Source organism: Ewingella sp. C233 (genome assembly GCF_055407225.1).
The window spans coordinates 1,196,769-1,221,065 of the sequence record NZ_JBUZRI010000001.1 but is presented as its reverse complement, the minus strand read 5'-3'; the positions used below and the strand labels follow the sequence as shown (position 1 = coordinate 1,221,065).

Genomic DNA, 24,297 nt, shown 5'->3' with positions numbered 1-24,297 from the left:
CACTGCCCGGATTCAAAATGGCAAGTAAGCTAGCCCAAGCAGATTAATATTTAAGAGAATACTATGACTCCTGAATCGGTAATGGCGCTGGGCAACCAGGCAATGAAGATAGCGTTGGCCGTGGCAGCGCCCCTGCTTTTAGCCGCGCTGGTTACCGGCCTTATCGTCAGTCTGTTACAGGCGGCAACGCAGATCAACGAACAGACGCTGTCGTTCATCCCGAAGATCTTGGCCGTGGTCGCGACTATCGTTATCGCCGGTCCGTGGATGCTGAACCTGTTGCTGGACTACATGCGTACCCTGTTTACCAGCCTGCCCTATATTATCGGCTAACCGATGATCTCCTTTGACAGCACACAACTGGCCGGCTGGCTGAGCATGTACTTCTGGCCGCTGCTGCGCATTCTGGCGCTGATCAGCACCGCGCCCGTCACCAGTGAGAAACAGGTGCCGAAGAAGGTCAAACTTGGCCTCGGGCTAATGATCACGTTTCTGATTGCCCCCGGATTACCGCCGATTGACGTGCCTATGTTCTCCAGCGGCGCGCTCTGGCTGGCGGCGCAGCAGATTATTGTCGGCACTGCGCTCGGGCTGACGATGCAGCTGGCCTTTGCCGCGGTACGTATGGCGGGTGAAATCATCGGCCTGCAAATGGGTATCTCGTTTGCGACCTTCTTCGACCCCAGCAACCGCCTCAACACACCGATTCTGGCGCAGATCCTTAACCTGCTGGCGGTATTACTGTTTCTGAGTTTCAACGGCCATCTGTGGCTCATCTCCCTGCTGTCTGACAGTTTCCATACGCTGCCCATCCGTTCGCATCCGCTCAACGGCAACGGGTTTATGGCGCTGGCAAAAGGCGGAAGCATTATTTTCAGCGCCGGTCTGACGCTCGCCCTGCCGATCGTGACACTGTTGCTGACGCTGAGCATGGCGCTCGGCTTGCTTAACCGCGTTACCCCGCAGCTCTCGGTGTTCGTCATTGGTTTCCCGCTGACCCTGGGTATTGGGATTTTGTCGATTGGCCTGATGATGCCGATGGTCGCGCCCTTCTGCGAACACCTCTTCAGCGAAGTGTTCGACAAATTGATTCTGGTATTGAACCAGCTGGCGGCCTGATGTTTGCGGATTAACGGCGGGAAAGTAACGCCATGACTTCGTAGTGTGCCGTGTGCGGGAACATGTCGAACAGCTGAACGCGTTCGATATGGTAGTCGGGCAGACGGGTCAGATCCTTCGCCATCGTTTGAGCGTTGCAGCTGGAATAGAGGATCGTCTGCGGCGCCATGCGGCTGAGATACGCGCAAAGTTCAGCGCCGATACCGCGCCGTGGCGGGTTGACCAGCACCAGATCCGGCACGTCGCCTTTGCCGGTAGCAAAACCGGTCGAATCCAGCGCCTGAAACTCCACGTTCTTCAAACCCAGCCTTGCTGCCGATTCGCGCGCGCAGGCAATCGCTTCAGCGCTGATTTCAATCCCGGTGAGTTTCATTTCAGGCGTGGCACAGTGCAGGCCAAAACCGCCCACACCGCAGAATAAGTCCCACATGCTGGCAATGTTAAGATCGGTCACCCAATCACGCGCCGTGGCGTAAAGTGTGGCGGCGACCTGCGGGTTGGTCTGGAAAAAGCTCTGCGGGCGAATAAATAGCGGTACGCGGTTGAACTCTTCCTCCAGCGCCTGCTGCGCCGTTAGCGGGATCTCCACGTCACCTTCGAGGATCGCCATATGCACCGGCTGAATATTGGCGGAGATCACTTTCAGCTGCGGCAGTTGCTGTTGCAGCCACGGCAATGCCGCACGCAGCTGAGCCAGTTTGCTTTCTGAACGCAGTACGAAACGCAGCATCATGCCGCCCTCTTTCTGGCTTTCGGTCAGCAACAGAAATTTCAACTCGCCGCGTTTACGCGCGACGTTATAGGGCGTCAGCCCGGCGCGGGCGATGAAGCTTTTCAGGACGGCAAATACGGCGGGAAAACGGGCCGGATAGAGCGGACACTCGCAGAGATCAACCGGCGTGCCATCACGGTGCAACATGCCTAACAGCGGGCGTTCGACGCTGCCGCTGACCACCATTTTGGCTTTATTGCGAAACGCACTTTCTGCACCGGTGACCGGTTCGCACCATTGCCCGACCGGCAGGCCTTCGAGCAACTGGCTCAGGTCCTGTTGTTTGTCGGCCAGCTGGCGTGAATAGGGTTTGTCGAGCCACTGACACGAGCGGCAGGTCCCGGCGGTATAGAGTGCGCAATGCATGAAAGATGACCGTTATCTGGAAAGCAAAAGAAAAGTTGGCGCGCAGTGTACCACTGGCTCAGCGGCGGCGCAGGAAAAACCGACGGCTGACCGGGGGAACGAACAGCAGCAGAACGACCACGATGTCCGGTATTTTCTGCATCAGCAGCGCAGAGAGAAACTCGCCTTGTGTGTCTGTTTCAAAGCGAAAAATCTTTGGCCCGAACCACTCAAACGACGCCAGCAGCATGTAACTCACCACCACCACCTGACAGCCAATATAAACCCAGCGTCCCCAGTTGCGCCCGCGCATCATGGCGTAGGCTGCATGGCACTCCGCCAGCACGATAATCAGGCTGGAGAGCAGAATGATGCAGTTAAGCCAGCTTCCGGCACTGGCGCGCAGAAAGTCGGTGATGCCCGCTACGCCCATGGCATCGAACAACAAAATGAATTCCAGACAGCGCGTCGCCACTATGGCTGACGCGCCGATCATTACAGGAACGGGCACAAATTGAAATCTCATCCCCTTCGTCCTTGATGCTGCCACTGCGTTGGCTGCTCTCGTTCACCTGTATCACTGACCGATGTCAGCTCACTGGGGTTCACTCGCTTGCCGGCTTGCTGCAACGCTAATGGCTTTGTGGATGTCTCACTGTCAATAACTTCGATATGCACGTTGTATCTCTTTCACTCTCTTTTTTTCTGCCCGCGACATAAACCACCAGGCAATCATGCCGATGATGCCGACCACCAGCAGGATAAGCGTAGCCAACGCGTTAATCTCAGGGTTCACGCCCATCCGCACGCTGGCAAACACCAGCATCGGCAAGGTGGTGGAACCCGGCCCGGCGACGAAGCTTGCGATCACTAAGTCATCCAGCGACAACGTAAAGGCCAGCAGCCAGCCGGAAACCAGCGCCGGGGCAATCATCGGAACGGTGATAATAAAAAACACCTTCAGCGGTGTGGCACCGAGATCCATCGCCGCCTCTTCTATAGAGCGGTCCAATTCACGCAGCCGCGCCGCCACCACCACCGCAACATAGGCGCTACAGAAGGTCACGTGCGCCAGCCAGATAGTGAACATGCCGCGCTCGGCGGGCCAGCCAAACGCATGGCCCATCGCGACAAACAGCAGCAACAGCGCAAGCCCGGTGATCACATCCGGCATGACCAGCGGCGCCGTTAGCATAAAGGCAAAACCGGTCGAGCCGGTAAAGCGCCCGAACCGCACAATCACCACCGCCGCCAGCGTGCCGACAATCACCGCCATGGTCGCGGCAGCGGTCGCAATACTCAGGCTCATACCGACGGCGTTGATCATCGCGGTGTCGTGGAACAGCTGAGTATACCAGCGAGTGGACCACCCGGCCCAGACCGTTACCAGCTTGGAGCTGTTGAACGAGTAAATAACCAGCATCAGCATCGGCGCATAGAGAAACGTAAAGCCGATCACCAGGATAAGAATTCGCCAGGGCGAACGAACAACTGGCAATTTGTTCATTCTTTATCCCCCAGCTCTTTATTTTGATATTTGTGGAACCACAGAATCGGCATGATCAGCAGCAGTAACATAATCACCGCCACCGCCGAAGCCACCGGCCAGTCACGGTTATTGAAGAACTCTTCCCACAAAATCCGCCCGATCATAATGCTGTCCGGCCCGCCGAGCAGTGCAGGAATGACGTACTCGCCGACCGCGGGGATAAACACCAGCATGGAGCCAGCAATAATGCCGCCTTTGGTCAGCGGCACAATCACGCGGAAGAAGGTTTTCAGCGGACGCGCCCCTAAGTCCAGCGAGGCTTCCACCAGCGAGTAATCCAGACGGGTCAGCGCGGTGTAAATCGGCAGTACCATAAACGGCAGATAGGAATAAACAATGCCAATATAGACCGCCAGATTGGTGTGCAGGATCACCAGCGGCTGGTCAATGACGTGCAACCAGAGCAGAAAATTGTTCAGCACGCCGTTGTCTTTCAAAATCCCCATCCACGCATACACGCGGATCAGAAAAGAGGTCCATGACGGCAGGATCACCAGCAGCAGCAAAATGTTTCGCGTCGAGGGGCTGCTGTGCGCCACCGCCCACGCCAGCGGATAACCAATAACCAGACAGCAGAGCGTGGAAATCGCCGCCACTTCTAGCGACTGCAGGTAGGCCTCAATGTACAGCGGGTCGTCGGTCAGCGAGATATAGTTGCCCAGATTCAGGGCAATATTAAGCATACCATCCGACCAAGTCATCAGATCGGTGTAAGGCGGAATGGCGCGGGCCATGTCTGCAAGGCTGATTTTAAAAACAATCAAAAACGGCAGTAAGAACAGCAGCAGGAACCACACCAGCGGCAACAAAATAACCAGCTTGCGACCCTGCTTTTGCTGCATCCGGCCGAAGAAGGCGCTGATGCCCCCCGGTGGTTTAGCGGGTTCAGGGCGATCGGGTTGTGCAGAGATGAAGGACATGTTTGAACTCCCCTTAAACGGTCAGCACGACACAGCTGTCGGCTTCCCAGCACAGGCGCATTTCGTCGCCCCAGGTTGGCATGCCTTTGCGGAAACGGTGGCCGTTCTGTAACTGCGCGGTGATCATCTGCCCGCTGTGCAGTTTGACGTGGTAAATCGACAGATCACCGAGATAGGCAATATTGACCACTTCGCCGACGGCAAAGTTGCAGCCATCTTCAGGCACCACTTCACACAGCATGATTTTTTCCGGACGTAGCGCCACAAACACCGGCACACCATCGACGACGGAAGCATCGGCATCGACTTTCAACGGATGCATCAGACCCGGGCTGCTGATGATCAGCGCGTCGTCCTGACGCTCCTGCAATACACCGTCGAAAACGTTCACTGAGCCGATGAATTCGGCGCTGAAACGGCTGGTCGGGTGCTCGTAAATTTCTTCTGGCTCACCGATCTGCACAAATTTGCCACGGTTCATGATGGCGATGCGCCCGGCCATGGTCATGGCTTCTTCCTGATCATGGGTGACCATGACGCAGGTCGCACCGACGCGTTCAAGGATATCCACCACTTCGAGCTGCATACGGTCGCGCAGCTTTTTATCAAGCGCGCCCATCGGTTCGTCGAGCAGCAGCAACTTAGGCCGTTTTGCCAGACTGCGGGCCAGTGCCACGCGCTGGCGCTGGCCGCCGGAGAGCTGATGCGGCTTTCGTTTGGCAAACTCCTGCATGTGTACCAGCGTCAGCATTTCGGCCACGCGGCTTTTGATCTCCGCTGACGGCAGTTTGTCCTGCTTGAGCCCGAAGGCGATGTTCTGCTCCACCGTCATGTGCGGGAACAGCGCGTAGGACTGAAACATCATGTTGATCGGTCGCTGATAAGGCGGCACCTGCGACAGGTCCACTCCGTCGAGCACAATCTGGCCCTGCGTGGGAGTTTCAAAACCGGCCAGCATGCGCAGCAGCGTCGATTTACCGCAGCCGGACGCGCCGAGCAATGCAAAGATTTCGCCTTTATAGATGGTCAGGCTGACATCATCAACCGCCGCCTGACCGTCAAAGGATTTGGTTAAATTACGAATTTCTAACAAAGGCGTAAAACCTTTGTGTGCTTTAGGCTGAGGACGGGGAATCGCATCATTCACTCAGGGACATCTCCGGCAGAGGCGGCGGAACACCGCACAAATTGAGGAACCGCAACAAAGGTAACGGCCCCGCCAGAAAGCTGCGGAGCCGCATTTGCAAATACTCAAATCATTCGAGTCGCCTGGCGGCAGCTTGAAAGATGAAGAGTATCACTTACCCGTTTTTACCTTGGTCCACGAACGGGTGATCACACGGTCAATCTTCGGATCCTGCACCTTCAGGGTGAAGAGTTTGGCGCGTACATCCGCTGGCGGATAAATTCCCGGATTGTTTCGCACATCGGCATTGACCAGTGGCGTCGCTGCAAGATTGCCGCTGGCGTAGTAGACCGTGTTGCTGACCTGCGCGATCACCTTCGGCTCCATCAGATAGTTGAGGAACTGGTAGGCTTCATCGAGGTTTTTGGCATCAGCCGGTATGGCAAAGACGTCAAAGAAGGCCAGCGCCCCCTCTTTCGGAATGCTGTAGGCCACGTTCACGCCATTCTTGGCTTCTTTCGCACGGTTTGACGCCTGCATGACATCACCCGCCCAGCCAATCGCCACGCAGATATCGCCATTCGCCAAATCGTTAATGTACTGGGAAGAGTGGAAATAACGGATGTTCGGACGCAGTTTCAGCAACAAATCATTCGCCGCGCCGGTGTAGTCACTGGCCTTGGTGCTGTTCGGGTCTAGGTGCAGATAGTTGAGCACGGTGGCGTAAATCTCTGCAGGTGCATCAAGGAAGGAGACTCCGCAACTTTTCAGTTTTTCGAGGTTTTCCGGCTTGAGCACTAAGTCCCAACTGTCCACCGGCGCATCTTTGCCCAACGCCGCTTTCACTTTATCAACATTATAGCCAATACCGGTGGTAGCCCACAGGTAAGGAATGGCGTATTTGTTACCCGGATCGTGCTGGGCAACCATCTTCAATAAATCCGGATCGAGGTTTTTGTAGTTGGGCAGTTTGCTCTTGTCGAGTGGCTGGAAAACCCCGGCTGCTAACTGACGCTCAAGGAAACTGGCTGACGGCACCACCAGATCAAAACCCGTGCTGCCCGCCATTAATTTGCCTTCCAACACTTCGTTGGAGTCGAATACGTCGTAGACCACTTTAATGCCGGTTTCCTTCTGGAAATCTGGCACGGTATTTGGCGCAATATAATCAGACCAGTTGTAGATATGCAGCGTTTTTTCTTCCGCAGACGCTGTGACGGACGCGGCCATCACCAGACCGGCAACAACACCCGATAACCAATTTTTACGCAGGGTGAACATCCGTTACTACCTCCATTGAGGGGGAAAATAAAAATTGAAGTTGTATCTCAAACGGATACAAAACCTTTCATTCACCGGCCCGCTGCCGCAACAGGAAAATTGCATAGGCATTCAGTGCTGACCAGCCCGCCGCTTGCGAAATAACCGTTTGGCTTTACGGTGTAAACGACGCATTGCGCAGAATCAGCAGCATAGTCGCTGACTTTCCTGTGCGCCAGCATGAGGGGGCAAAAACGGGGTTTATCGATTATTTATGCACTTTTGCTTTATGGCCTGTGGCATTTTCGGCGCTAACAAAGTGAAATATCTGGCAACAATGGGTAAACGCCAGCATAACCGCGGGTTAAATCCTGAGGGAAAAGCGAAAAAACAGCGGAGCCACCGGTCAGAGCGGCTCGCAGAGGAATTTGGGGGGTAACAGCAGAAGATTTTAGTGTAAAAGCGGCACGTTCAAGCCGGTAACCGGTTCACCCTCTTCTTCATCACCCAGGAACAGCATGTCATTGGCATGAGCTTCAAGGATGATCATCGACATCTGCTCTTCTGCCTGTTGCAGGAAGTGAGCGAACTGCGACTGGGTGACACCCACGGCAATCGACAGTGCCTGACAGACAATCAGTTTCGGCAAGTTATCATCCTGAATATCCACGAAAGCTTTGACCGTCAGCGAGCTGGCGTTGATTTGACTGAGATCAGCCACAATCGGGATCAGCGCCGTGGGTTTTACTTCCGCCAGCGACGAGAAGAGGATCACGTTGTCGACAATGTCCAGTTTGGCATCGAATACGCCATCAAAATTCTGCATATGTGGCAAATGAAGAGCCTGACAGGAATCACACTCGAAAAATGAGATGCCCAACTGATCCAGCCAGCGCCGAAGCAACGCTAAATCAGGGACGATGAGCGAATCCATAAAATGCCTCATAAGTTCAAAACAATGAAATCAAACCGCAGAAAAGCGCGCCGTCATGCGGCGCGAAGGGGACATAGCTTACGGAATATTGGCTGCCAGCGCCATGATCAATACGAGCTTGATGAACATTTTACTTCGAAGAACGCATAATGCGATGAAGTTATCGAAACTCATCCTCCAGATTTAAGCCTGAACCCCGGCTTCGCACGATGTTCGATGAACTCGATCATCATTTTGGCGATATCCAGACCGGTGGTACTTTCGATCCCTTCGAGGCCCGGCGAGGCGTTAACTTCCATCACCAGCGGACCACGGTTTGAACGTAAAATATCGACGCCCGCAACGTCCAACCCCAGCGTACAGGCAGCCTTGATGGCAATCGCCTTCTCTTCGGCAGTGATCTGCACTTTGTTGGCCGTACCACCGCGATGCAGGTTAGAGCGGAAATCTCCCGGTTTGGCCTGACGCTCAATGGCGCCGACCACCCGCTTGCCGACCACCAGACAACGGATATCGCGCCCTTCAGCTTCGCGGATGTACTCCTGCACCAAAATATGCGCGTTCAGGCCACGAAAAGCATCAATCACGCTCTCTGCCGCCTGCCGCGTTTCGGCCAGAACGACACCAATCCCCTGCGTTCCTTCCACCAGCTTTACCACCAGCGGCGCACCGCCCACTAACGCAATCAGATCTGAGGTATCGTCAGGCGCGTTAGCAAAGCCGGTGGTCGGCAAACCGATGCCCTCACGCGCCAGAATCTGCATTGAGCGCAGCTTGTCGCGCGCGCGGGTGATCGCCACCGATTCATTCAAGGGAAAACTGCCCAGCATTTCAAACTGGCGCAGCACCGCCGTGCCATAAAACGTAATGGCAGAGCCGATGCGCGGGATCACCGCATGGTACTTATCCAACTGACGGCCCTGATAATGCACGCTGGGTGCGGCCGGATTAATATTCATATAGCAAGACAGCGGATCGATAATATCGATTTCATGTCCACGGCTTTCGGCCGCCTCCCGCAGACGTTTGCACGAATACAAATTTCCATCACGGGAAAGAATAGCTATTTTCATCCGACACTCCGTCGCCGTTATCGTGTGATCCAGCCTTGTTTGTGCAGGGCATCCAGCATATGCGGGCGCTGCTCTTTTTTCAGGGTGCGCATGATGAGATCACTCCAGGTATCGCGGCGCGCATTGCTGTCGCGCTGCTGATAATAACTGTTGAGCTGATCGTCATATTCGGCCAGAACCTGTCGGTTGACAGGCTGATAGCTGTTTTCATGCACCAACATGGACTGCGGCATACGTGGTTTAACCTGATGATCCTGCGCCGGGTAGCCGATGCAAAAACCGAACAACGGCATCACAAACTTTGGCAGTTTAAGCAGTGCGATGACATCATCGACCTGATTACGAATACCACCGATGAATACCCCACTCAGCCCCAAAGATTCCGCCGCCGTCATGGCATTTTGCGCCAGCAATGCGGTATCCACACATCCCAGCAGCAGTTGTTCGGCCAGACCGAGTTCGGCCTCAGGATTGATCTGCTGGTTACGGTTGAAATCGGCGCAAAAGACCCAAAATTCAGCGGCACTGGCGACGTATTTCTGTCCGCCGGTGTATACCACCAGCTTTTCACGCAGCGCGGGAGCGGTAATTCGGATAATGGACGAACATTGTAAAAAACTGGACGTGGAAGCGCCCTGTGCTGCGCCGATAATGGCTTCGCGCTGCTCGTCAGACAAAGGCTGGTCGGTAAACGAGCGAATGGAGCGGTGGGCGCGCAGAAGATCGATAGTGGGCGTCATTGAAAATCCTTGAACTGAAGCGAAATAAAAGAGTGGCAGTGTCAATTATCATTGATGCTGTGCGACGTGTTTGCAATAGCGCGCCGGCCGAATGCTGTAACAAAACCTGCAAAGCGCAGGTTTCCTGATCAGGGATAAAAATCGTTTGTCAGCCGGATGATAGGTTACATGGATGAGATCGAAAGGCATTTCCTGCTTTTTTTTAGCGTTTGTAACAGGCATAGTAAACCCAACAAAAAAGGTGACGCACTTAACAGAATTGGTGCTACTCACTGTTTAAATCTTTCATTTTACTGGCATTAAAAATCAAGGAGTCTCCATGTTTGCAGTAATTTTCGGGCGTCCTGGCTGTCCTTATTGTGTACGTGCAAAAGAGTTGGCTGAAAAACTGACTGAAGAACGTGATGATTTCAATTTCCGTTATGTTGATATCCACGCTGAAGGCATTTCTAAAGCCGATCTGGAAAAAACTGTCGGTAAGCCGGTAGAAACCGTTCCGCAGATTTTTATTGATTCCACCCACATCGGTGGTTGCACAGATTTCGAAGCTTACGCAAAAGAAAATCTGGCACTGTTCCAGTCTTAAGTCAGACAAAGACCACACAGCATAAAAGGCGCTCAATGAGCGCCTTTTCTTGTTAGGGCTTAACCCCTTTTCTGTCCGTAGCTTTCAGTGACGGTTCATCTGCTGCACGAATGCACGCAACAGCAGGTAGAACAGGGCTCCCATGACGCACCAGAAAATAGCACTGCCCGCATAGGCCATCTCCTGTAGCAGAGTGCGCACTCGGACAAAGTAAAGCATACGCAACGTATAGCAGACGGGTATCGCCAGGATCGCGCCGAGGAAGGCATAAAAAAGTTGGGAATGTCGGATGACGTGCGCCGTGATAATACCGGGAAAGATAAACAGCAGCAGGCCGTACTGCGGCCCATTTAAGCCCGGCCGAACAACGATCAGCTCTGTTTTCAGTAAAACAAAAATCGCCACAAACGAAATACAACAAATAACCGGACCGAACCGATCGCGAAAATGCATAAGGCCTTCCTCCTTAAAGTGTCGTTCATTCATTGCCTGCGCTGACCAACATCCTGCACTGACAATCATTGCCCTGTTCTTTCCCTGATGTGTCACACCATCCTGTGCAACACAAAACATGCTTTCAAGACGTTTCTACCGGCTTTTCTCTGGCTGAATGGCCGATCTGCGACTAAAATAACGCGCAAAGTTGCGTTGTTTTAGTCACTGGCTATTTCATTGGCCTTTGAGTTAGCAGTTAAAATATAATGCATCCGAATTTATCCCTTACACTCCCTCATATCAAGAATTTGTTGGTAAACAATAAGTTATCCTTGTGAATATAAACGTCGCCAGTTTGTTAAACGGGAATTACATCCTGTTATTATTTGTAGTCTTAGCGCTCGGGCTCTGTCTCGGAAAAGTTCGGCTTGGTTCCGTCCAGTTAGGAAACTCCATAGGTGTATTAGTGGTTTCCCTGCTGCTCGGCCAACAACACTTCAGTATTAACACCGAAGCGCTAAATCTCGGATTTATGCTGTTTATTTTTTGTGTTGGCGTCGAAGCCGGTCCTAATTTTTTCTCGATTTTCTTCCGCGATGGCAAAAACTATCTGATGCTGGCGCTGGTGATGGTCGGCAGCGCCATGCTGTTGGCGCTGGGACTTGGGCGGCTGTTCGGATGGGACATCGGCCTGACCGCCGGTATGCTGGCGGGCTCCATGACCTCCACGCCGGTACTGGTGGGCGCGGGGGATACGCTAAGAAATACGCTGGGCGGCAATAAACTGCTCGGACCGGAGCTGGATAACTTAAGCCTCGGCTATGCCCTGACCTACCTCATCGGGCTGGTGAGCCTGATTTTCGGTGCCCGCTACCTGCCAAAATTACAGCATCAGGATTTACCGACCAGTGCGCAGCAAATTGCCCGTGAACGCGGTCTGGATACCGACAGCCAGCGCAAAGTGTACCTGCCGGTTATTCGCGCTTACCGCGTCGGACAGGAACTGGTGGCATGGGCAGATGGCAAAAATCTGCGCGAACTCGGCATTTACCGTCAGACAGGCTGTTATATCGAACGCATCCGCCGTAACGGTATTCTGGCGACACCGGACGGTGACGCCGTTTTGCAGGTTGGCGACGAGATTTCACTGGTCGGTTATCCTGACGCTCACTCCCGTCTTGATCCGAGCTTTCGTAACGGCAAAGAGGTGTTTGACCGTGACCTGCTCGACATGCGTATCGTCACGGAAGAAGTGGTGGTTAAAAACAACAGCGCCGTCGGTAAACGCCTCAGCCAGTTAAACCTGACCGACCACGGCTGTTTTCTTAACCGCGTTATCCGTAGCCAGATTGAAATGCCGATTGATGACAGCATTGTGCTTAATAAAGGTGATGTATTACAGGTGAGCGGCGATGCCCGCCGCGTAAAAGCCGTGGCTGAGCGCATCGGCTTTATTTCGATCCATAGTCAGGTCACCGATTTACTGGCCTTCTGCGCCTTCTTTATTGTCGGGCTGATGATTGGCCTCATCACCTTCCAGTTTAAAAGCTTCAGTTTCGGCATTGGTAATGCGGCCGGGTTGCTGTTTGCCGGTATTATGCTGGGCTTTTTGCGCGCCAACCATCCGACCTTCGGCTATATCCCACAGGGTGCGCTGAACATGGTGAAAGAGTTCGGGCTGATGGTATTTATGGCCGGTGTAGGGCTCAGTGCCGGTGCGGGCATTAATCAGGGATTAGGAGCGATTGGCGGCCAGATGCTGATTTCCGGTCTGATTGTCAGTCTCGTGCCGGTGGTGATCTGTTTTATCTTCGGGGCTTACGTATTGCGCATGAACCGCGCACTGCTGTTCGGCGCCATCATGGGCGCACGTACCTGTGCACCGGCCATGGAGATCATCAGCGACACCGCGCGCAGTAACATTCCGGCCCTCGGTTACGCCGGTACCTACGCTATCGCTAACGTATTGCTGACCCTCGCCGGTACGCTCATCGTGATCATCTGGCCTGGGGCATAATGCAACCCACTGATCCGTAATGGTGATGTAAAAAATCAATAATTTTTTTGAATTTTTGCAGCATGGAACGAACTTTGTATCGAAAAGGCAGTCTTAATTAATGCCACTGCTTTTCTTTGAAGTCCCCACTTTGGAGAGCCCGCTAATCCCGCCTGTTTAGGTTCAAGATTAGTGGGTTTTTTCTTTTCTGGCCCCCAATCAATGCGTTATCAACTCCCTCTCTTCGCCAGCCAGACTGTATGCCCGGTGCATTCGGGGTCTTCGGCGATCATTTTTATCACGTTAAAACCGTTGTCGGCCAGCAAGGCACGATACTCATCCGAAGCCAGACTCGCGTGATACAGCGGTTCGCCCTGAAACTCACCTATCGCTTCGCCGTTGGCGGGTCCGCTGGTGAACATCAGTACTGCATTGTCGCGGGCGTGAGCGCCAAAAATAGGGAACATGTTTCGCTGATCGTCGCGGGTGAGATGGAAAAAGCTGTCCCAGGCAATCAGCCCGTCAAAGTGCTGATGCAGTGACAACATGCGCATATCAGCCACGTGCCATTGCTGCATCGGGAAACGCTGGCAGCAAAGGGTGATCATCGCTGGCGACGAATCAACGCCGGTTACGTTATGGCCTTTTTTCAGCAAGTGATCCGCGATGGGTTTCCCCGACCCGCAGCCGATATCAAGAATATCGGCACCGGCGGGCAGTAAGGCGCGAAAGCGTTCCAGCCAGGAAGCTTCATAAAACAGATCGCGGCGAATGGCATCCCAGTGACCGCTGTGTTGCTGGTACAAGCTGATGATGTTTTTAGCGCTGTAGTGATCCATCGAATACCCAGTTTAAACGTGGTGAAACCCGAGATATTTCCGCTACATCAGATAATGCGCTGCACTTTTTGCGCCGCGCCCCCTATGCGGCCATCGACCTGATTCCATTCCTGAATATAGGACTCATAGGCAAATACGAACGCGTTGTGACCGGTAGAGAACCAGCGGTCAGGTTTGCGCTTCCAGCCTGCATAAGTGTCGTAGCGCAGGATTTCAAATCCGCGCGGCTGTGAGCGGATGATATAGGTGTAATGCTCATAAAGATCTTCGTCAGCGGGGATCTCTTCTTCAGGTGCCAGCGTAATAAACAGCCCGCCGAGTTTTACTTTAATCATCCCGATCCCTTCATCATAAAATGTTCTTTTTCATCACCCAGAGTTCGGTGGTTTGCGTGGGTGTGACATAGGCACTCGCGCCATGTATCGACATGCCCTGTCGTTCATAGAAACCGATGGCGGTGGTGTTGCTCTTGAGTACGGTCAGCCACAACCAGGCCTGCTGGCGTTCCACAGCCTGTTGTTCGGCACGCGCAAACAGCGCAGCACCCAGCCCACGGGATTTAGCCAAAGGTTGCAGATAGAGTTTGCACAGCATCGCGCCCTGCTCCTGACTGTCAGGAAGCGGCTGATTATAATGAACTTTAGCAAAGCCTGTCGGCACCCCATCTTCTGTTGCCAGCAACCAGTTCTGCTCAGGGTCACTCAGGCCTTGTTGTAAGGTCATCAGAGAAAAATCATTATCCAGAAACTGTTGCAACTCCGCCGCATTTTGCCAGAGCGAGCCAAAATAGTGACAGTAAGTTTCCATTCCCACTTTTTGTAGCCGTTCACTGTCTGTGATATCCGCCTGCCGAATGTCCACGTTTTTCTCCATGACCTTTTTTACTACACTATGTCCGCCGATACCGGCACAGGATAACTTTTTAAAGGAGTCATGAACATGACGCAAAATATTTATGATGATGAAGCGTTTTTCGAGGGTTATGCGCAACTTAACCGCTCGGTTAAGGGCCTTGATGGCGCGCCGGAATGGCCTGCGCTTAACGCCATGCTACCCGAAGTGCGCGGCGCGAAAGTGGTGGATCTCGGTTGTGGTTACGGTTGGTTCTGCCGCAATGTGCGCGAACAGGGTGCCGCGCAGGTGCTGGGGCTGGATGTGTCTGAAAAAATGCTTAATAAAGCCCGCAGTATGACGTCAGATCCCACTATCGAATACCGCCGAGAAGATCTGGAGCAATTGCAACTGCCTACCGAAACTTATTCACTGGCGTACAGTTCGCTGACGCTGCATTATATTCAGGCGTTGCCTGAGCTGTTTGCCACGGTATATCAGTCACTGGTTCCGGGCGGTCATTTTGTCTTTTCCGCAGAGCACCCGATCTTCACCACGCCATCGCAACCCGGCTGGATCATCGGCAAAAACGGGGAGAAAGTCTGGCCAGTCAATGGTTATCAGCAGGAAGGCAAACGCATCACCCATTGGTTTGCGGAAGGTGTCATCAAGCAGCATCGTAAACTGGCGACCTACATCAATCTGTTGATCGGGGCCGGATTTGTGATAACCCACCTTGACGAATGGGGTCCGTCGGCTGAGCAACTGGCCGCCACACCGGCGCTGAGTGAAGAGACAGAACGTCCGATGATGTTCTTGCTTTCGGCACAAAAACCACGCTAATCCCCTGCTGTATCTTTGCTCCGCTGTTTTACCCGCTTTCTTAAAACGTTTCGCATAACAGACTTTTCAAGTCGGGAGGCTGGTCCTCCCGCGTGCCTTAAGGCTTTCTTAATTTCCTGTCTGTACCCTTAATTTCATCGTGAAACTATACCGCGCTTAAATGGAGCGGAATATTCAGATAATCCCCGTTTACCCTGCTGCCTGCACAAACTAAAGTTGAAGCGGCTTGCAGATGTGTAGTCAATAAGTTACTGGAATATTTTGCGGCCTCGCTTTGGCCGATACTTACGATGAGGGTACAGATGTTGCGGACAGATATTTTAAGGGATCAGGCATGGAACAGTTAAACCACCTGCTTTTTACCTGGATTAATGCGACGCCTGCGTCGTCCCCGGCGATGATCAAATTCGCCACTTTTATGGCTAATGACATGATAATGGTGGTGCCATTGCTGATCATCGGTTTGTGGCTTTGGGGGCAACATGAACAGATCGCCTCCCAGCGCACGCTGGTGACCAAAACGGTGATCGCACTCGGCTTCGCCATGACCACCGCAAAAACCCTGTCTATTCTCTTCCCGCACGCACGCCCGTTTGTCGAAGGCTTTGGCTATAATTTCCTGCACCATTCGCCGGACGACTCCTTTCCGAGTGACCACGGCACGGCTATTTTTACCTTTGCTATCGCCTTCCTGTGCTGGCATCGCTTATGGTCTGGCGCACTGCTGACAGTGACCGCTCTGGGCATCGCCTGGTCACGGGTTTACCTCGGCGTACACTGGCCGATGGATATGCTGGGCGGATTGCTGGTTGGAATGCTCGGCTGTCTGTTTGCGCAGCTGGTGTGGAATCTGTTTGGAGAGCAGATCTCCGGCGGACTGGATAAGCTCTATCGCTTCAGTTTTGCGATTCTCATCCGTAAAGGTTGGGTACGTGGCTAAAAGTTTGCACCCGTTAGAAAAGAAAAAGGCTTTGCATCATGCAAAGCCTTTTTTATTGTTTCCGTCAGACGCTATGTGACGGTTTATTTACCGAAAATCGATCCAAACAGGCCGGTAATTTTCATCATCACGAAATCCCAGATGCGGCTGAGGAATCCCCCCTCTTTGACCTCTTTCAATGCCACCAGCGGACGCTGATCGACCACTTTACCATCCAGACTGAAGTCGACCGTACCAACCACCTGATTTTTCGCAAGCGGCGCTTCCAGCTGTTTGTTGGTCAGCGTGAAGCTGGCTTTCAGATTTTTCAGCTGGCCTTTCGGGGTGGTCAGTGACGCATTTTCGGCCACGCCGAGCGGCACCATTTTGTCTTCGCCGAACCAGACACGCTGGCTGGTAAACGCATCGCCGGCTTTAATCGGGGTCAGGGTTTCGAAGAAACGGAAGCCCCAGGTCAGCAGACTCTCACTCTCGTTAAAACGAATGCGATCGCTGGGCGCGCCCATCACGACGGCAATCAGACGCATCCCGCCGGGGTCGCTGGCGGAAGAGACCAGGTTGTAACCCGCACCAGAGGTGTAACCGGTTTTGATGCCGTCCACGTTCAGATTGGTGCTCCACAACAGACGGTTGCGGTTAATCTGGCGGATATGGTTGAAGGTAAACTCTTTCTCTTTGTGCAGCGCGTACTCTTCCGGTGTATCGCGGATCAAGGCCTGTGACAGCAGCGCCATATCGCGGGCTGAGCTGTACTGTCCGTCGGCATCCAGCCCGTGAACGGTTTTGAAATGGGTGTTTTCCAGCTTAAGCTGCTGGGAATAACGGTTCATCAGGTTGACGAAGGAGTCCTGACTGCCCGCCACATAGTCGGCCAGCGCAATGCTCGCGTCGTTGCCCGACTGAATCACAATGCCTTTGTTTAGCTCAGAAACCGGCACTTTATCGCCCGGTTTGAGAAACATCAGCGAGGATCCGCGCAGTACTGGATTGCCGGTTGCCCAGGCATCCTGACCTACGGTGACCATGTCATCCGGCGTCACTTTACCGGATTTAATCGCCTGACCGACCACATAACTGACCATGATTTTGGTCAGACTGGCGGGGTCAAGGCGGGCGTCAGGATTTGATTCAGCGAGTACCTTGCCACTGTTGTAATCCATCAGCACCCAGGATTTAGCGTTAATCTGCGGAGCAGCCGGGTTGGTATCTGCCTGAGCAGCAGGAAGCGCCAGCAGCATGACGCCGCCACCGAGCGCACAAAGAAAGGTCCGTTGGAATTTAGGAGAGATTGTCATAGGTTTGTCAGCGCTTTTGTCCGGGTAACTGAAATTTATCTTATCTTTCAAACAGCTTTTACGACTTGCGATTAAGAAGTTCGCCGATGTTAAAACCTACCGGTTTATACGCCGCGAAGAAACCGTTGCAGTGTAAAGATTGTTAGAATAGTCCTCATTTCTGCCGTTTGGGGCTTTTCACGCGCATTTTTTATTCTGTGGTCACGTATTGACCGCACGTCCCGAGTCGGGCAAGTTTGTGCCCCTGTAATGAATAATTATCGATAACTATAAGACGCTTATCCACAATGAATGCTCAACGTTCAGCGCTAAGCGGCGGAGAAGACGGCGTGACGGGACTGATAATTAAAGCACTGATTGGCGCACTGATGGTGGTGGCGATCGCAATATTGTCGAAAACACGAAATTATTACATCGCCGGTTTACTGCCGCTGTTCCCAACGTTTGCCCTGATTGCCCACTACATCGTCGGTACAGAACGCAGCATTGACGCCCTGCGCACCACCATCGTCTTCGGACTGTGGGCGGTTATCCCTTACATGGTGTATTTGATTTCACTCTATTTTTTCATCGGCGGGATGAAACTGCCCTACGCCCTGCTGAGCGCCGTGGTCTGCTGGTCGCTGGCAGCGTGGTTGCTTATCACCCTGTGGAGCCGCTTCCATGCCTGAGCCGTCCCAGCTTCCCATCAGGCAACGCTGCCTGCGGTGATACCCGGATGCATAAAGTGCGTTTCGCGCCTATAGTCTCTGCGAACTGTTTTTAAAATATCTCAATAAATCAACCCATTCAGGGAGTAATAAACATGCTGACGGTATGGGGTCGAGAAAATTCGACCAACGTGAAGAAAGTGTTATGGCTGCTGGATGAACTCGGTGAGATGTATCAGGTGATCAACGCGGGCGGTGCCTACGGTAAACTCAGCGAACCGCTCTACCTGTCGCTCAATCCAAACGGGCTGGTGCCCTGCCTACAGGATGACGATTTTATTCTGTGGGAGTCAAACGCCATCCTGCGCTATCTGGCTGAGCGCTCTGGCAACCCGACATTCTGGGGCAGCGATGCCCGCCAGCGCGCGTCGGCAGACAAATGGCTGGACTGGGTAAGCAGCTCACTGCCTGTCCCTTTCCGTCAGGTATTTATTAATCTGGTGCGCACCCCTGAAGATCAGCGCGACATGGCGGCAGTGAAAACCGGTATGGCTGCTTTTGAGAAACAGTGGGCCGTGATCGATGCCGTGCTCGCCAAACAGACCTGGCTGTCAGGGGAAAAATTTGGTCTTGGCGATATACCTATGGGTTGCTTCGCGTATGCGTGGTTTGGGCTGGATATTGAACGTCAGCCGCATCCGCACCTTGAGCGCTGGTATCAGCAGTTGACCCAGCGTCCGGCTTATCGCAAACGGGTGATGATCCCACTGAGTTAGCCATGACTCGCCGCCGGATGCAGCCGCATCCGGCTTCCAGCAGTAAATGCTCCCCCTCGCACAACCATAATTTCAATCAATATTGAACCGAAAAAACACCTCATTCATTCATAAAACATATTAATCTCTTGCACCCTGCGGCTCAGTGGATGAAAATAAATCAAAATATAGGATTTTTCGCAGACGTCAGGCACGACGTTCCTTCTGACTCACGTTTAAAACAAGGATGAATTTATGAGCTCAGTATTAATTATTGACGATCACCCGGCTATTCGCGTTGCTATCCGCGCGCTGCTCACGCAATCTCCGGAATTTACTGATATTTATGAGGCCATTGATGGCCAGCAGGGCCTCAATATGCTGGCCGTTCATCCGGTGGATGTGGCGATCATCGATATCGAGCTTCCCGGCTATGACGGTTTTGCGCTGCTCAAGAAAATTCAGAAAGCCTATCCCAATACCCGCACGCTGTTCCTGTCGGCAAAAAATGAGTCGGTGTACGCCTGCCGGGCCATTCAGGCCGGTGCCAACGGCTTTATCAGCAAGAATAAAGACATTAATGACATTCTGTTTGCTACCCAGAATGTTCTGCGCGGTTATGCTTTCTTCCCGTCCGAAGCCCTTAATCTGCTGGCGGGCAACTCCGTCACCAATGACCCCCTCGACCGCGCCCACAGTCTCACGTCTCGCGAAATCAACGTATTACGTTATCTGGTCAACGGTTTTTCCAATAAGCAGATTGCTGATGAGATATTTATCAGCAACAAAACCGTCAGCACCTATAAAACCCGCATTCTGACCAAACTCGGCCTCACCTCTGTGATTGAACTGGCTAATTATGCCCACGAACATCACCTGGTGTAGCGTGCATCGTGTTGTATGTTGCGTTGCTGTAGGGTTAGTTCTGGCGTTTGGGTGGGCAAATACTGCCTCCGCGCAGGAAAATAGCTGCGATGTCGGCCTTCTTCAGACGCTACACAGTCTGGCAAACAGCTACAGCGATGAACTGGTTCTGCCGACTGAATTTGATTCCGCCTATACCCGTGGTAAAGCGGTTCGCGTCGGCGTGGTGCTGGAAGCCAACACCCCGCTGGTTATTCATCGCGATGACGGCGCGGTGGAGGGCATTGTGGCCGACTACCTGAAAATCATCGGCGATTCGAGCCGCCTCAGCTTTCAGATAGTCGGTTATTGTGACTACGCACAAGTGCTGGCGGCGCTGGAGGCCGGAAAGATTGACCTGATGGCCGGGACGCCAATTTTACCCCAGCAGGGTGAAATCGCGTCACATGCCTTCTTCACCAACCGGCATGTAGAAGTCCGCACGCGCAACTGGGAGCCCAATCAGCGCCGTCACCCTGAAGTGGTGGCGATTGCCAACAATGAGCCTCTGTCCCCTGAGTTTTTGCAGAACTATCATGCCGACAGCGTGGCGGTTTACCCGAACCAGCTGCAAGGTTTGCTGGCTGTGGCCTACGGCAATGCCGACCTGTTTGTCAGCAACGCGACTGCGGCCAACTATCTGATTGATCAGCTACAGCTGCAACCCCTGCAAATCCGTAATTTCGCCCCCTACCACCAGCCGCCCTACACGTTCATCGCCAGTAAAAGTCATGCAGAGCTGCTCAGTTATCTCAATTTGATCCTCGAACTGCTGCCGAGCCGGGCCACCGGTGATATCCAGCAGCGCTGGTTTGGCGGGCGCAGTCATTACAATGTGGATGACAAACTTTTGCTGACCGAACAGGAACTGCGCTGGATCCAGCAGCATCCGGTCATCAACTACGCCGCCCCTGCCGATCTGGCGCCGCTGGCCTTTCGTGAGCGCAATAGCGGCCAGATGAACGGCCTGTCGATTGATGTCATGAACACCATCACCCGCCGGACCGGCATCAAATTCAATCCCGTTTATGTGCAGGATACCGGCGAAGGAATGCGGCTGTTCCAGCTTGGGAAAATCGACATGCTGCCCGGTGTCGGCGTCAATATTCAGAGCAATGCCACCTCACTGTACACCTCGTCGTTTGCCAAAACGCTGTGGGGTATTATGGTGCGCAGCGATCGGACCGACATTAATAACAATAATGACTTAGCGGGAAAACGGGTCGGCGTGCAGTCGGGTACGATTTCGCAAGATATCATCACTAACCCGCAGCTTGCAGCCAGCATTGACTACTTTTACGCACCGGATAATAAAACCCTGATGGCCTGGCTGGATCAGGGAAAAGTGGACGCGGTGTTGAATAACCTGCTAACCGCTAACTTTCTGACGTCACAGTCCTCGCTGGGCGACACCCGAATCGTCGCCGTTGCGGGTGAAACGCCGATTCAGCTGGCGTTTGCGGTCAACAATTCGATGCCGGAACTCAAGGCCATTATCGACAAAGTACTTGAATCTATCCCGCCCGAAGATCTCGATAAGCAGCTTAGCGAATGGAGCTCTTTCAAGCCCAAAGTGGTCTATGTTCCGCAGGACAAAACCTACCAGAACGTGCTGAACCTGCTGAAGGTTTCTTTCGTGCTGTTGGTGCTTGGCGCGCTGTGGCTCCTTTTCGTGGTCTGGAGCAAACGCCGTCAGGCGGCGCAGTTGCACCGTCATCTGCTGTTGCAGGAATCCCTGATCGATGGCGTCCCTTTTGCGCTGTTTATCCGCACCGCCGCTGGTGAGCTGGCGACCTTCAATCCCTTATTTGCCGAAGCCCGCACAGAAAATCTGACCACGCTCTTACACGGCAGCGGTAAAACCGCACCCTGGCCGATGAATACCGCACTGGATCGTATGCTCGACCAGCTGTGCCGCGAAGTTCAGGCCAGCAATAAGCCGTATTTACAGGATCACTGTGTGGAGATTCTGGGCGAACAGCGGGATGTTTTCCTGTGGGTGATCCCCCTGCGCAATAAAGAACAGAGCTTGCTCGGCGGCTGGGAAGATATCAGCCAGCGTAAAACCGTTCAGCGTCAGCTTGAGTCGGCACGCCTTGAAGCGGAGAGCGCCAACCGCACCAAAAGCACCTTCCTTGCCACCATCAGCCACGAACTGCGCACCCCCATGAATGCGATCCTTGGCCTGCTGGAGCTGGAGATCCGCGGCAGAGGCCCGGTAAACAGGCAAACGCTCGGCACAGTCTCCGCCTCCGCCCATTCGTTGCTGCGCCTGCTCGATGACATCATTGATTCTGCCAAGATTGAAGCCGGTCAGTTGCAGGTGACGCCGCATCCTGTCGCGCTGCGCGAGGAACTGTTACGCCTGTTTACGCTCTACCAGCCTATCGCACAGGAAAAAGGGCTGACCTTTAACGGCTCAGTCGATGAAGACATGCCCGCCTGGCTGATGGCCGACATGCTGCGCGTGCGTCAGGTGGTGAGTAATCTTCTCGGCAATGCGCTGAAATTTACCCGGCACGGGCACGTTTCGGTAGACGTTATTTGGCACCCGCTCGGCATTGAAAACGGTGAACTGCAAATTGATATCACCGATACCGGCATCGGTATTTCCGAGCAGGCGCAGGAAACGTTGTTTCAGCCCTTCAGTCAGGCCCGCGACCAGCGCGAACCGGGCTTTGGCGGCTCGGGGCTGGGTTTGTGGATCTCCAGCCAGCTGGTTAAAAAAATGCGCGGCAACATTGAGCTGGAGAGCGCACCCGGCAGCGGCACCTCGCTCTATGTCACCCTCCCGCTCTGCGTCGCCCATCAGGAGCACGTGGATGCCAGCGCGGCGAAAGCGATGGCAGAGCACACCCCGGCGACGAAAGACGAGTTCCGCCATCATGCCCTGCGGGTATTGGTGGTGGATGATCTGCCGGCTAACCGCCAGCTGTTGAGCCAGCAACTGGCCTATCTGGGTATTACCCGAGTGTCGATGGCCGAAGAGGGTCGCGAGGCGCTGGATAAACTGCGCAACCAGACCTTTGATCTGCTGCTGACCGATTGCAGTATGCCGGTGATGGACGGCTATGCGCTGGCGAAGGCCGTACGCCTCGACCCGGATATCGCGCATCTTCCGATAGTCGGTTGCACCGCCGACGCCAGGCCGGAAGCGCGGATCCAATGCCTTGATGCAGGCATGGATGACTGTCTGACCAAGCCCATCGGGCTGGACGCGTTGCAAAACTGTCTGTGTGAACTGGGAATGTTCAGCGCGCCTGAACCCATTGTAGCCGCCACGATCGCATCACCGGTACCGTCGATCCGCGACGCCATCCGTCAGTTATCCGGGGGCGATGAACAGACACAAAATAAGCTGCTGCAATCGCTGTATGACAGCAACCGGGCCGACGGTGCCGCGCTCAGTGACGCCATGGGCAAAGGCAATTTGCGCGACGCGGCCCGGCTTATCCATCGCATCAAAAGCAGCGCCGCGATGCTGGGCGCACAGCAGCTGTTTACCGGTTGCGAACAGATGGAGATGCTGATCGAAACCGGACAGACTGACGAACTGGGTATTCGCTGGCGTCAGTGGCAGGTACGCTTCACCGAATTGAATCAACAACTTGCACGCCATCTCAACACCCCGCCTTTCTGAGGCTTTATTTCGCCTCTTTCCTCCCTGTCAGAAATTTCGTACCGATATCGGAGACGCCTCTGATATCAGTACGCGCCCTGTCTTATTACACTTGTGCCTCACAACGATAAAATCTTCACCTCCCCCCTATCTCCGGAGAACACTATGAAGTCCTCTTTTTTGGCACTGGTTCTTTTGCTTCTGCCACTGTTTTCAATCTCAGCGCTGGCGAGCACGTCAAACAACACGCTGAAGTTTCAGGGTGAAGTGGCCGATCAAACATGCGTCGTCGATATCAACGGAACGGCCAATACACCGGTAGTTTTATTGCCGACAGTCGCCACCTCAGATCTGAAAAGCCCGAATGACGTTGCAGGTTTAACCAGCTTTACCATCAACCTGACCGGATGTTCTGCGGCGGTGTCTGATACCAACATCAGCTCGGTCTTTCAGGGCATGAACACCACCACGGCAGGGAATCTGGGTAATACCGGCACCGCGACCAATGTGGCCATTCAGCTGCTTGACCCGAAAGGCGATCCGGTCAATTTATCCGCCGGTATGGTGCAGGTCCCCGGTATTGTGCTGAAAACGGGCGCATCCACAGCGTCGCAAGATCTCTCCGTGCAGTACATCTCAGAAAGCGGATCCGCTACCCCTGGCAGCGTTATGGCCACCACCCAGTACGCCATTACCTATCCCTGATCGCTGATTTTCACAGACCGTCTGACTGAAAGCTGCACTCAATACAGTGCAGCTTGGATTCA

General features: G+C 53.7%; 25 protein-coding genes. 11 read left to right on the top strand and 14 right to left on the bottom strand.

Translation table 11 applies throughout. The features are described 5' to 3' along the window. The first annotated feature begins 63 nt into the window (after positions 1–63). Both fliQ and fliR read left to right on the top strand, forming a co-directional pair. Entirely contained in the window at positions 64–333 is a 270-nt protein-coding gene (gene fliQ / locus ACZRKO_RS05590; protein ID WP_140469842.1) for a flagellar biosynthesis protein FliQ, read from the top strand. 3 nt (positions 334–336) lie between these two features. Continuing rightward, positions 337–1,119, top strand: coding sequence for a flagellar biosynthetic protein FliR (fliR, locus tag ACZRKO_RS05585; protein ID WP_463736233.1), 783 nt, complete (start codon positions 337–339; stop codon positions 1,117–1,119). A 10-nt stretch (positions 1,120–1,129) separates the two neighbouring features. On the opposite strand, the gene rlmC is transcribed toward fliR, so the two are convergent. From rlmC to nfsA, 9 genes are all read right to left on the bottom strand, one after another. Further along, positions 1,130–2,257, bottom strand: a complete 1,128-nt coding sequence (gene rlmC, locus ACZRKO_RS05580) for a 23S rRNA (uracil(747)-C(5))-methyltransferase RlmC (RefSeq protein ID WP_463736232.1) — start codon at positions 2,255–2,257, stop codon at positions 1,130–1,132. Between the two features lie 58 nt (positions 2,258–2,315). Further along, the gene (locus tag ACZRKO_RS05575; RefSeq protein ID WP_463736231.1) at positions 2,316–2,762 is read right to left on the bottom strand and encodes a YbjO family protein; all 447 of its coding nucleotides are present in this window, start codon (positions 2,760–2,762) and stop codon (positions 2,316–2,318) included. Between the two features lie 132 nt (positions 2,763–2,894). Beyond that, positions 2,895–3,743, bottom strand: a complete 849-nt coding sequence (potI, locus tag ACZRKO_RS05570) for a putrescine ABC transporter permease PotI (protein WP_463736230.1) — start codon at positions 3,741–3,743, stop codon at positions 2,895–2,897. Further along, positions 3,740–4,705, bottom strand: a complete 966-nt coding sequence (gene potH, locus ACZRKO_RS05565; RefSeq protein ID WP_463736229.1) for a putrescine ABC transporter permease PotH — start codon at positions 4,703–4,705, stop codon at positions 3,740–3,742. Before potH ends, potI begins: the two co-directional genes overlap by 4 nt. 13 nt (positions 4,706–4,718) lie before the next feature. Beyond that, a complete protein-coding gene (gene potG, locus ACZRKO_RS05560; RefSeq protein ID WP_463736228.1) occupies positions 4,719–5,852 on the bottom strand; it encodes a putrescine ABC transporter ATP-binding subunit PotG in 1,134 nt (377 codons plus the stop codon). Between the two features lie 150 nt (positions 5,853–6,002). Beyond that, positions 6,003–7,112, bottom strand: a complete 1,110-nt coding sequence (gene potF, locus ACZRKO_RS05555) for a spermidine/putrescine ABC transporter substrate-binding protein PotF (RefSeq protein ID WP_463736227.1) — start codon at positions 7,110–7,112, stop codon at positions 6,003–6,005. A 430-nt stretch (positions 7,113–7,542) separates the two neighbouring features. Next, a complete protein-coding gene (locus tag ACZRKO_RS05550) occupies positions 7,543–8,025 on the bottom strand; it encodes a YbjN domain-containing protein (RefSeq protein WP_463736226.1) in 483 nt (160 codons plus the stop codon). A gap of 170 nt (positions 8,026–8,195) precedes the next feature. Further along, complete coding sequence (gene rimK, locus ACZRKO_RS05545; RefSeq protein WP_463736225.1) at positions 8,196–9,098, bottom strand: 30S ribosomal protein S6--L-glutamate ligase; 903 nt, start codon at positions 9,096–9,098, stop codon at positions 8,196–8,198. Positions 9,099–9,115: 17 nt separating this feature from the next. Further along, positions 9,116–9,838: an oxygen-insensitive NADPH nitroreductase gene (gene nfsA / locus ACZRKO_RS05540; RefSeq protein ID WP_463736224.1), complete on the bottom strand. Its 723-nt coding sequence runs from the start codon at positions 9,836–9,838 to the stop codon at positions 9,116–9,118. 319 nt (positions 9,839–10,157) lie between these two features. Between nfsA and ACZRKO_RS05535 the strand changes: the two genes are divergently transcribed. Further along, positions 10,158–10,424 (top strand): GrxA family glutaredoxin, encoded by a 267-nt coding sequence (locus ACZRKO_RS05535; RefSeq protein WP_140469853.1) that lies wholly within the window; start codon positions 10,158–10,160, stop codon positions 10,422–10,424. An 84-nt stretch (positions 10,425–10,508) separates the two neighbouring features. Here ACZRKO_RS05535 and ybjM read toward each other — a convergent pair whose 3' ends face one another. Then, positions 10,509–10,946 carry an inner membrane protein YbjM gene (ybjM, locus tag ACZRKO_RS05530; RefSeq protein WP_463736223.1) on the bottom strand — a complete coding sequence of 146 codons (438 nt, stop codon included), beginning with the start codon at positions 10,944–10,946 and terminating at the stop codon, positions 10,509–10,511. Positions 10,947–11,193: 247 nt separating this feature from the next. Between ybjM and ACZRKO_RS05525 the strand changes: the two genes are divergently transcribed. Next, on the top strand, positions 11,194–12,876 hold the full coding sequence (locus tag ACZRKO_RS05525; RefSeq protein ID WP_463736222.1) for an aspartate:alanine antiporter: 1,683 nt from the start codon (positions 11,194–11,196) through the stop codon (positions 12,874–12,876). Positions 12,877–13,085: 209 nt separating this feature from the next. On the opposite strand, the gene ACZRKO_RS05520 is transcribed toward ACZRKO_RS05525, so the two are convergent. The 3 genes from ACZRKO_RS05520 to ACZRKO_RS05510 are packed head-to-tail and all read right to left on the bottom strand — an operon-like array spanning position 13,086 to position 14,555. Next, positions 13,086–13,694, bottom strand: coding sequence for a class I SAM-dependent DNA methyltransferase (locus ACZRKO_RS05520; RefSeq protein WP_463736221.1), 609 nt, complete (start codon positions 13,692–13,694; stop codon positions 13,086–13,088). Between the two features lie 47 nt (positions 13,695–13,741). Next, entirely contained in the window at positions 13,742–14,029 is a 288-nt protein-coding gene (locus ACZRKO_RS05515; protein WP_463736220.1) for a hypothetical protein, read from the bottom strand. A gap of 13 nt (positions 14,030–14,042) precedes the next feature. Then, positions 14,043–14,555, bottom strand: a complete 513-nt coding sequence (locus tag ACZRKO_RS05510) for an N-acetyltransferase family protein (RefSeq protein ID WP_463736219.1) — start codon at positions 14,553–14,555, stop codon at positions 14,043–14,045. Positions 14,556–14,633: 78 nt separating this feature from the next. Here ACZRKO_RS05510 and ACZRKO_RS05505 point away from each other — a divergent pair, with 78 nt between their 5' ends. After that, positions 14,634–15,368, top strand: a complete 735-nt coding sequence (locus tag ACZRKO_RS05505; protein ID WP_463736218.1) for a class I SAM-dependent DNA methyltransferase — start codon at positions 14,634–14,636, stop codon at positions 15,366–15,368. Between the two features lie 334 nt (positions 15,369–15,702). Continuing rightward, entirely contained in the window at positions 15,703–16,308 is a 606-nt protein-coding gene (gene ybjG, locus ACZRKO_RS05500; RefSeq protein ID WP_463736217.1) for an undecaprenyl-diphosphate phosphatase, read from the top strand. Between the two features lie 83 nt (positions 16,309–16,391). Here the strand turns inward: ybjG and ACZRKO_RS05495 are convergent, their stop codons facing one another. Next, positions 16,392–17,603, bottom strand: coding sequence for a serine hydrolase (locus ACZRKO_RS05495; RefSeq protein WP_463736216.1), 1,212 nt, complete (start codon positions 17,601–17,603; stop codon positions 16,392–16,394). Between the two features lie 287 nt (positions 17,604–17,890). On the opposite strand from ACZRKO_RS05495, the gene ACZRKO_RS05490 reads away from it, so the two are divergent. The 5 genes from ACZRKO_RS05490 (at position 17,891) to ACZRKO_RS05470 (ending at position 24,235) form a co-directional block, all read left to right on the top strand. Beyond that, entirely contained in the window at positions 17,891–18,274 is a 384-nt protein-coding gene (locus ACZRKO_RS05490; protein WP_463736215.1) for a GlpM family protein, read from the top strand. 134 nt (positions 18,275–18,408) lie between these two features. Beyond that, positions 18,409–19,029: a glutathione S-transferase family protein gene (locus ACZRKO_RS05485; RefSeq protein ID WP_463736214.1), complete on the top strand. Its 621-nt coding sequence runs from the start codon at positions 18,409–18,411 to the stop codon at positions 19,027–19,029. A gap of 234 nt (positions 19,030–19,263) precedes the next feature. Beyond that, positions 19,264–19,893: a response regulator gene (locus ACZRKO_RS05480; protein WP_463736213.1), complete on the top strand. Its 630-nt coding sequence runs from the start codon at positions 19,264–19,266 to the stop codon at positions 19,891–19,893. Then, the gene (locus tag ACZRKO_RS05475) at positions 19,868–23,551 is read left to right on the top strand and encodes an ATP-binding protein (protein WP_463736212.1); all 3,684 of its coding nucleotides are present in this window, start codon (positions 19,868–19,870) and stop codon (positions 23,549–23,551) included. The genes ACZRKO_RS05480 and ACZRKO_RS05475 overlap by 26 nt, the downstream gene beginning before the upstream one ends. A gap of 144 nt (positions 23,552–23,695) precedes the next feature. Continuing rightward, positions 23,696–24,235 (top strand): fimbrial protein, encoded by a 540-nt coding sequence (locus ACZRKO_RS05470; RefSeq protein WP_463736211.1) that lies wholly within the window; start codon positions 23,696–23,698, stop codon positions 24,233–24,235. The last annotated feature ends 62 nt before the right edge of the window (positions 24,236–24,297 follow it).

Bases quoted from the DNA above. Each gene is read 5' to 3' on its own strand.
- ACZRKO_RS05475 (WP_463736212.1), top strand. From the start codon at position 19,868: ATGCCCACGAACATCACCTGGTGTAGCGTGCATCGTGTTGTATGTTGC.
- ybjG (WP_463736217.1), top strand. From the start codon at position 15,703: ATGGAACAGTTAAACCACCTGCTTTTTACCTGGATTAATGCGACGCCT.
- potF (WP_463736227.1), bottom strand. From the start codon at position 7,112: ATGTTCACCCTGCGTAAAAATTGGTTATCGGGTGTTGTTGCCGGTCTG.
- ybjM (WP_463736223.1), bottom strand. From the start codon at position 10,946: ATGATTGTCAGTGCAGGATGTTGGTCAGCGCAGGCAATGAATGAACGA.
- fliQ (WP_140469842.1), top strand. From the start codon at position 64: ATGACTCCTGAATCGGTAATGGCGCTGGGCAACCAGGCAATGAAGATA.
- ACZRKO_RS05470 (WP_463736211.1), top strand. From the start codon at position 23,696: ATGAAGTCCTCTTTTTTGGCACTGGTTCTTTTGCTTCTGCCACTGTTT.
- ACZRKO_RS05515 (WP_463736220.1), bottom strand. From the start codon at position 14,029: ATGATTAAAGTAAAACTCGGCGGGCTGTTTATTACGCTGGCACCTGAA.
- ACZRKO_RS05485 (WP_463736214.1), top strand. From the start codon at position 18,409: ATGCTGACGGTATGGGGTCGAGAAAATTCGACCAACGTGAAGAAAGTG.
- ACZRKO_RS05535 (WP_140469853.1), top strand. From the start codon at position 10,158: ATGTTTGCAGTAATTTTCGGGCGTCCTGGCTGTCCTTATTGTGTACGT.
- ACZRKO_RS05495 (WP_463736216.1), bottom strand. From the start codon at position 17,603: ATGACAATCTCTCCTAAATTCCAACGGACCTTTCTTTGTGCGCTCGGT.
- ACZRKO_RS05505 (WP_463736218.1), top strand. From the start codon at position 14,634: ATGACGCAAAATATTTATGATGATGAAGCGTTTTTCGAGGGTTATGCG.
- ACZRKO_RS05550 (WP_463736226.1), bottom strand. From the start codon at position 8,025: ATGGATTCGCTCATCGTCCCTGATTTAGCGTTGCTTCGGCGCTGGCTG.
- potH (WP_463736229.1), bottom strand. From the start codon at position 4,705: ATGTCCTTCATCTCTGCACAACCCGATCGCCCTGAACCCGCTAAACCA.
- ACZRKO_RS05575 (WP_463736231.1), bottom strand. From the start codon at position 2,762: ATGAGATTTCAATTTGTGCCCGTTCCTGTAATGATCGGCGCGTCAGCC.
- rlmC (WP_463736232.1), bottom strand. From the start codon at position 2,257: ATGCATTGCGCACTCTATACCGCCGGGACCTGCCGCTCGTGTCAGTGG.
- rimK (WP_463736225.1), bottom strand. From the start codon at position 9,098: ATGAAAATAGCTATTCTTTCCCGTGATGGAAATTTGTATTCGTGCAAA.
- ACZRKO_RS05480 (WP_463736213.1), top strand. From the start codon at position 19,264: ATGAGCTCAGTATTAATTATTGACGATCACCCGGCTATTCGCGTTGCT.
- potI (WP_463736230.1), bottom strand. From the start codon at position 3,743: ATGAACAAATTGCCAGTTGTTCGTTCGCCCTGGCGAATTCTTATCCTG.
- ACZRKO_RS05490 (WP_463736215.1), top strand. From the start codon at position 17,891: ATGAATGCTCAACGTTCAGCGCTAAGCGGCGGAGAAGACGGCGTGACG.
- nfsA (WP_463736224.1), bottom strand. From the start codon at position 9,838: ATGACGCCCACTATCGATCTTCTGCGCGCCCACCGCTCCATTCGCTCG.
- ACZRKO_RS05520 (WP_463736221.1), bottom strand. From the start codon at position 13,694: ATGGATCACTACAGCGCTAAAAACATCATCAGCTTGTACCAGCAACAC.
- fliR (WP_463736233.1), top strand. From the start codon at position 337: ATGATCTCCTTTGACAGCACACAACTGGCCGGCTGGCTGAGCATGTAC.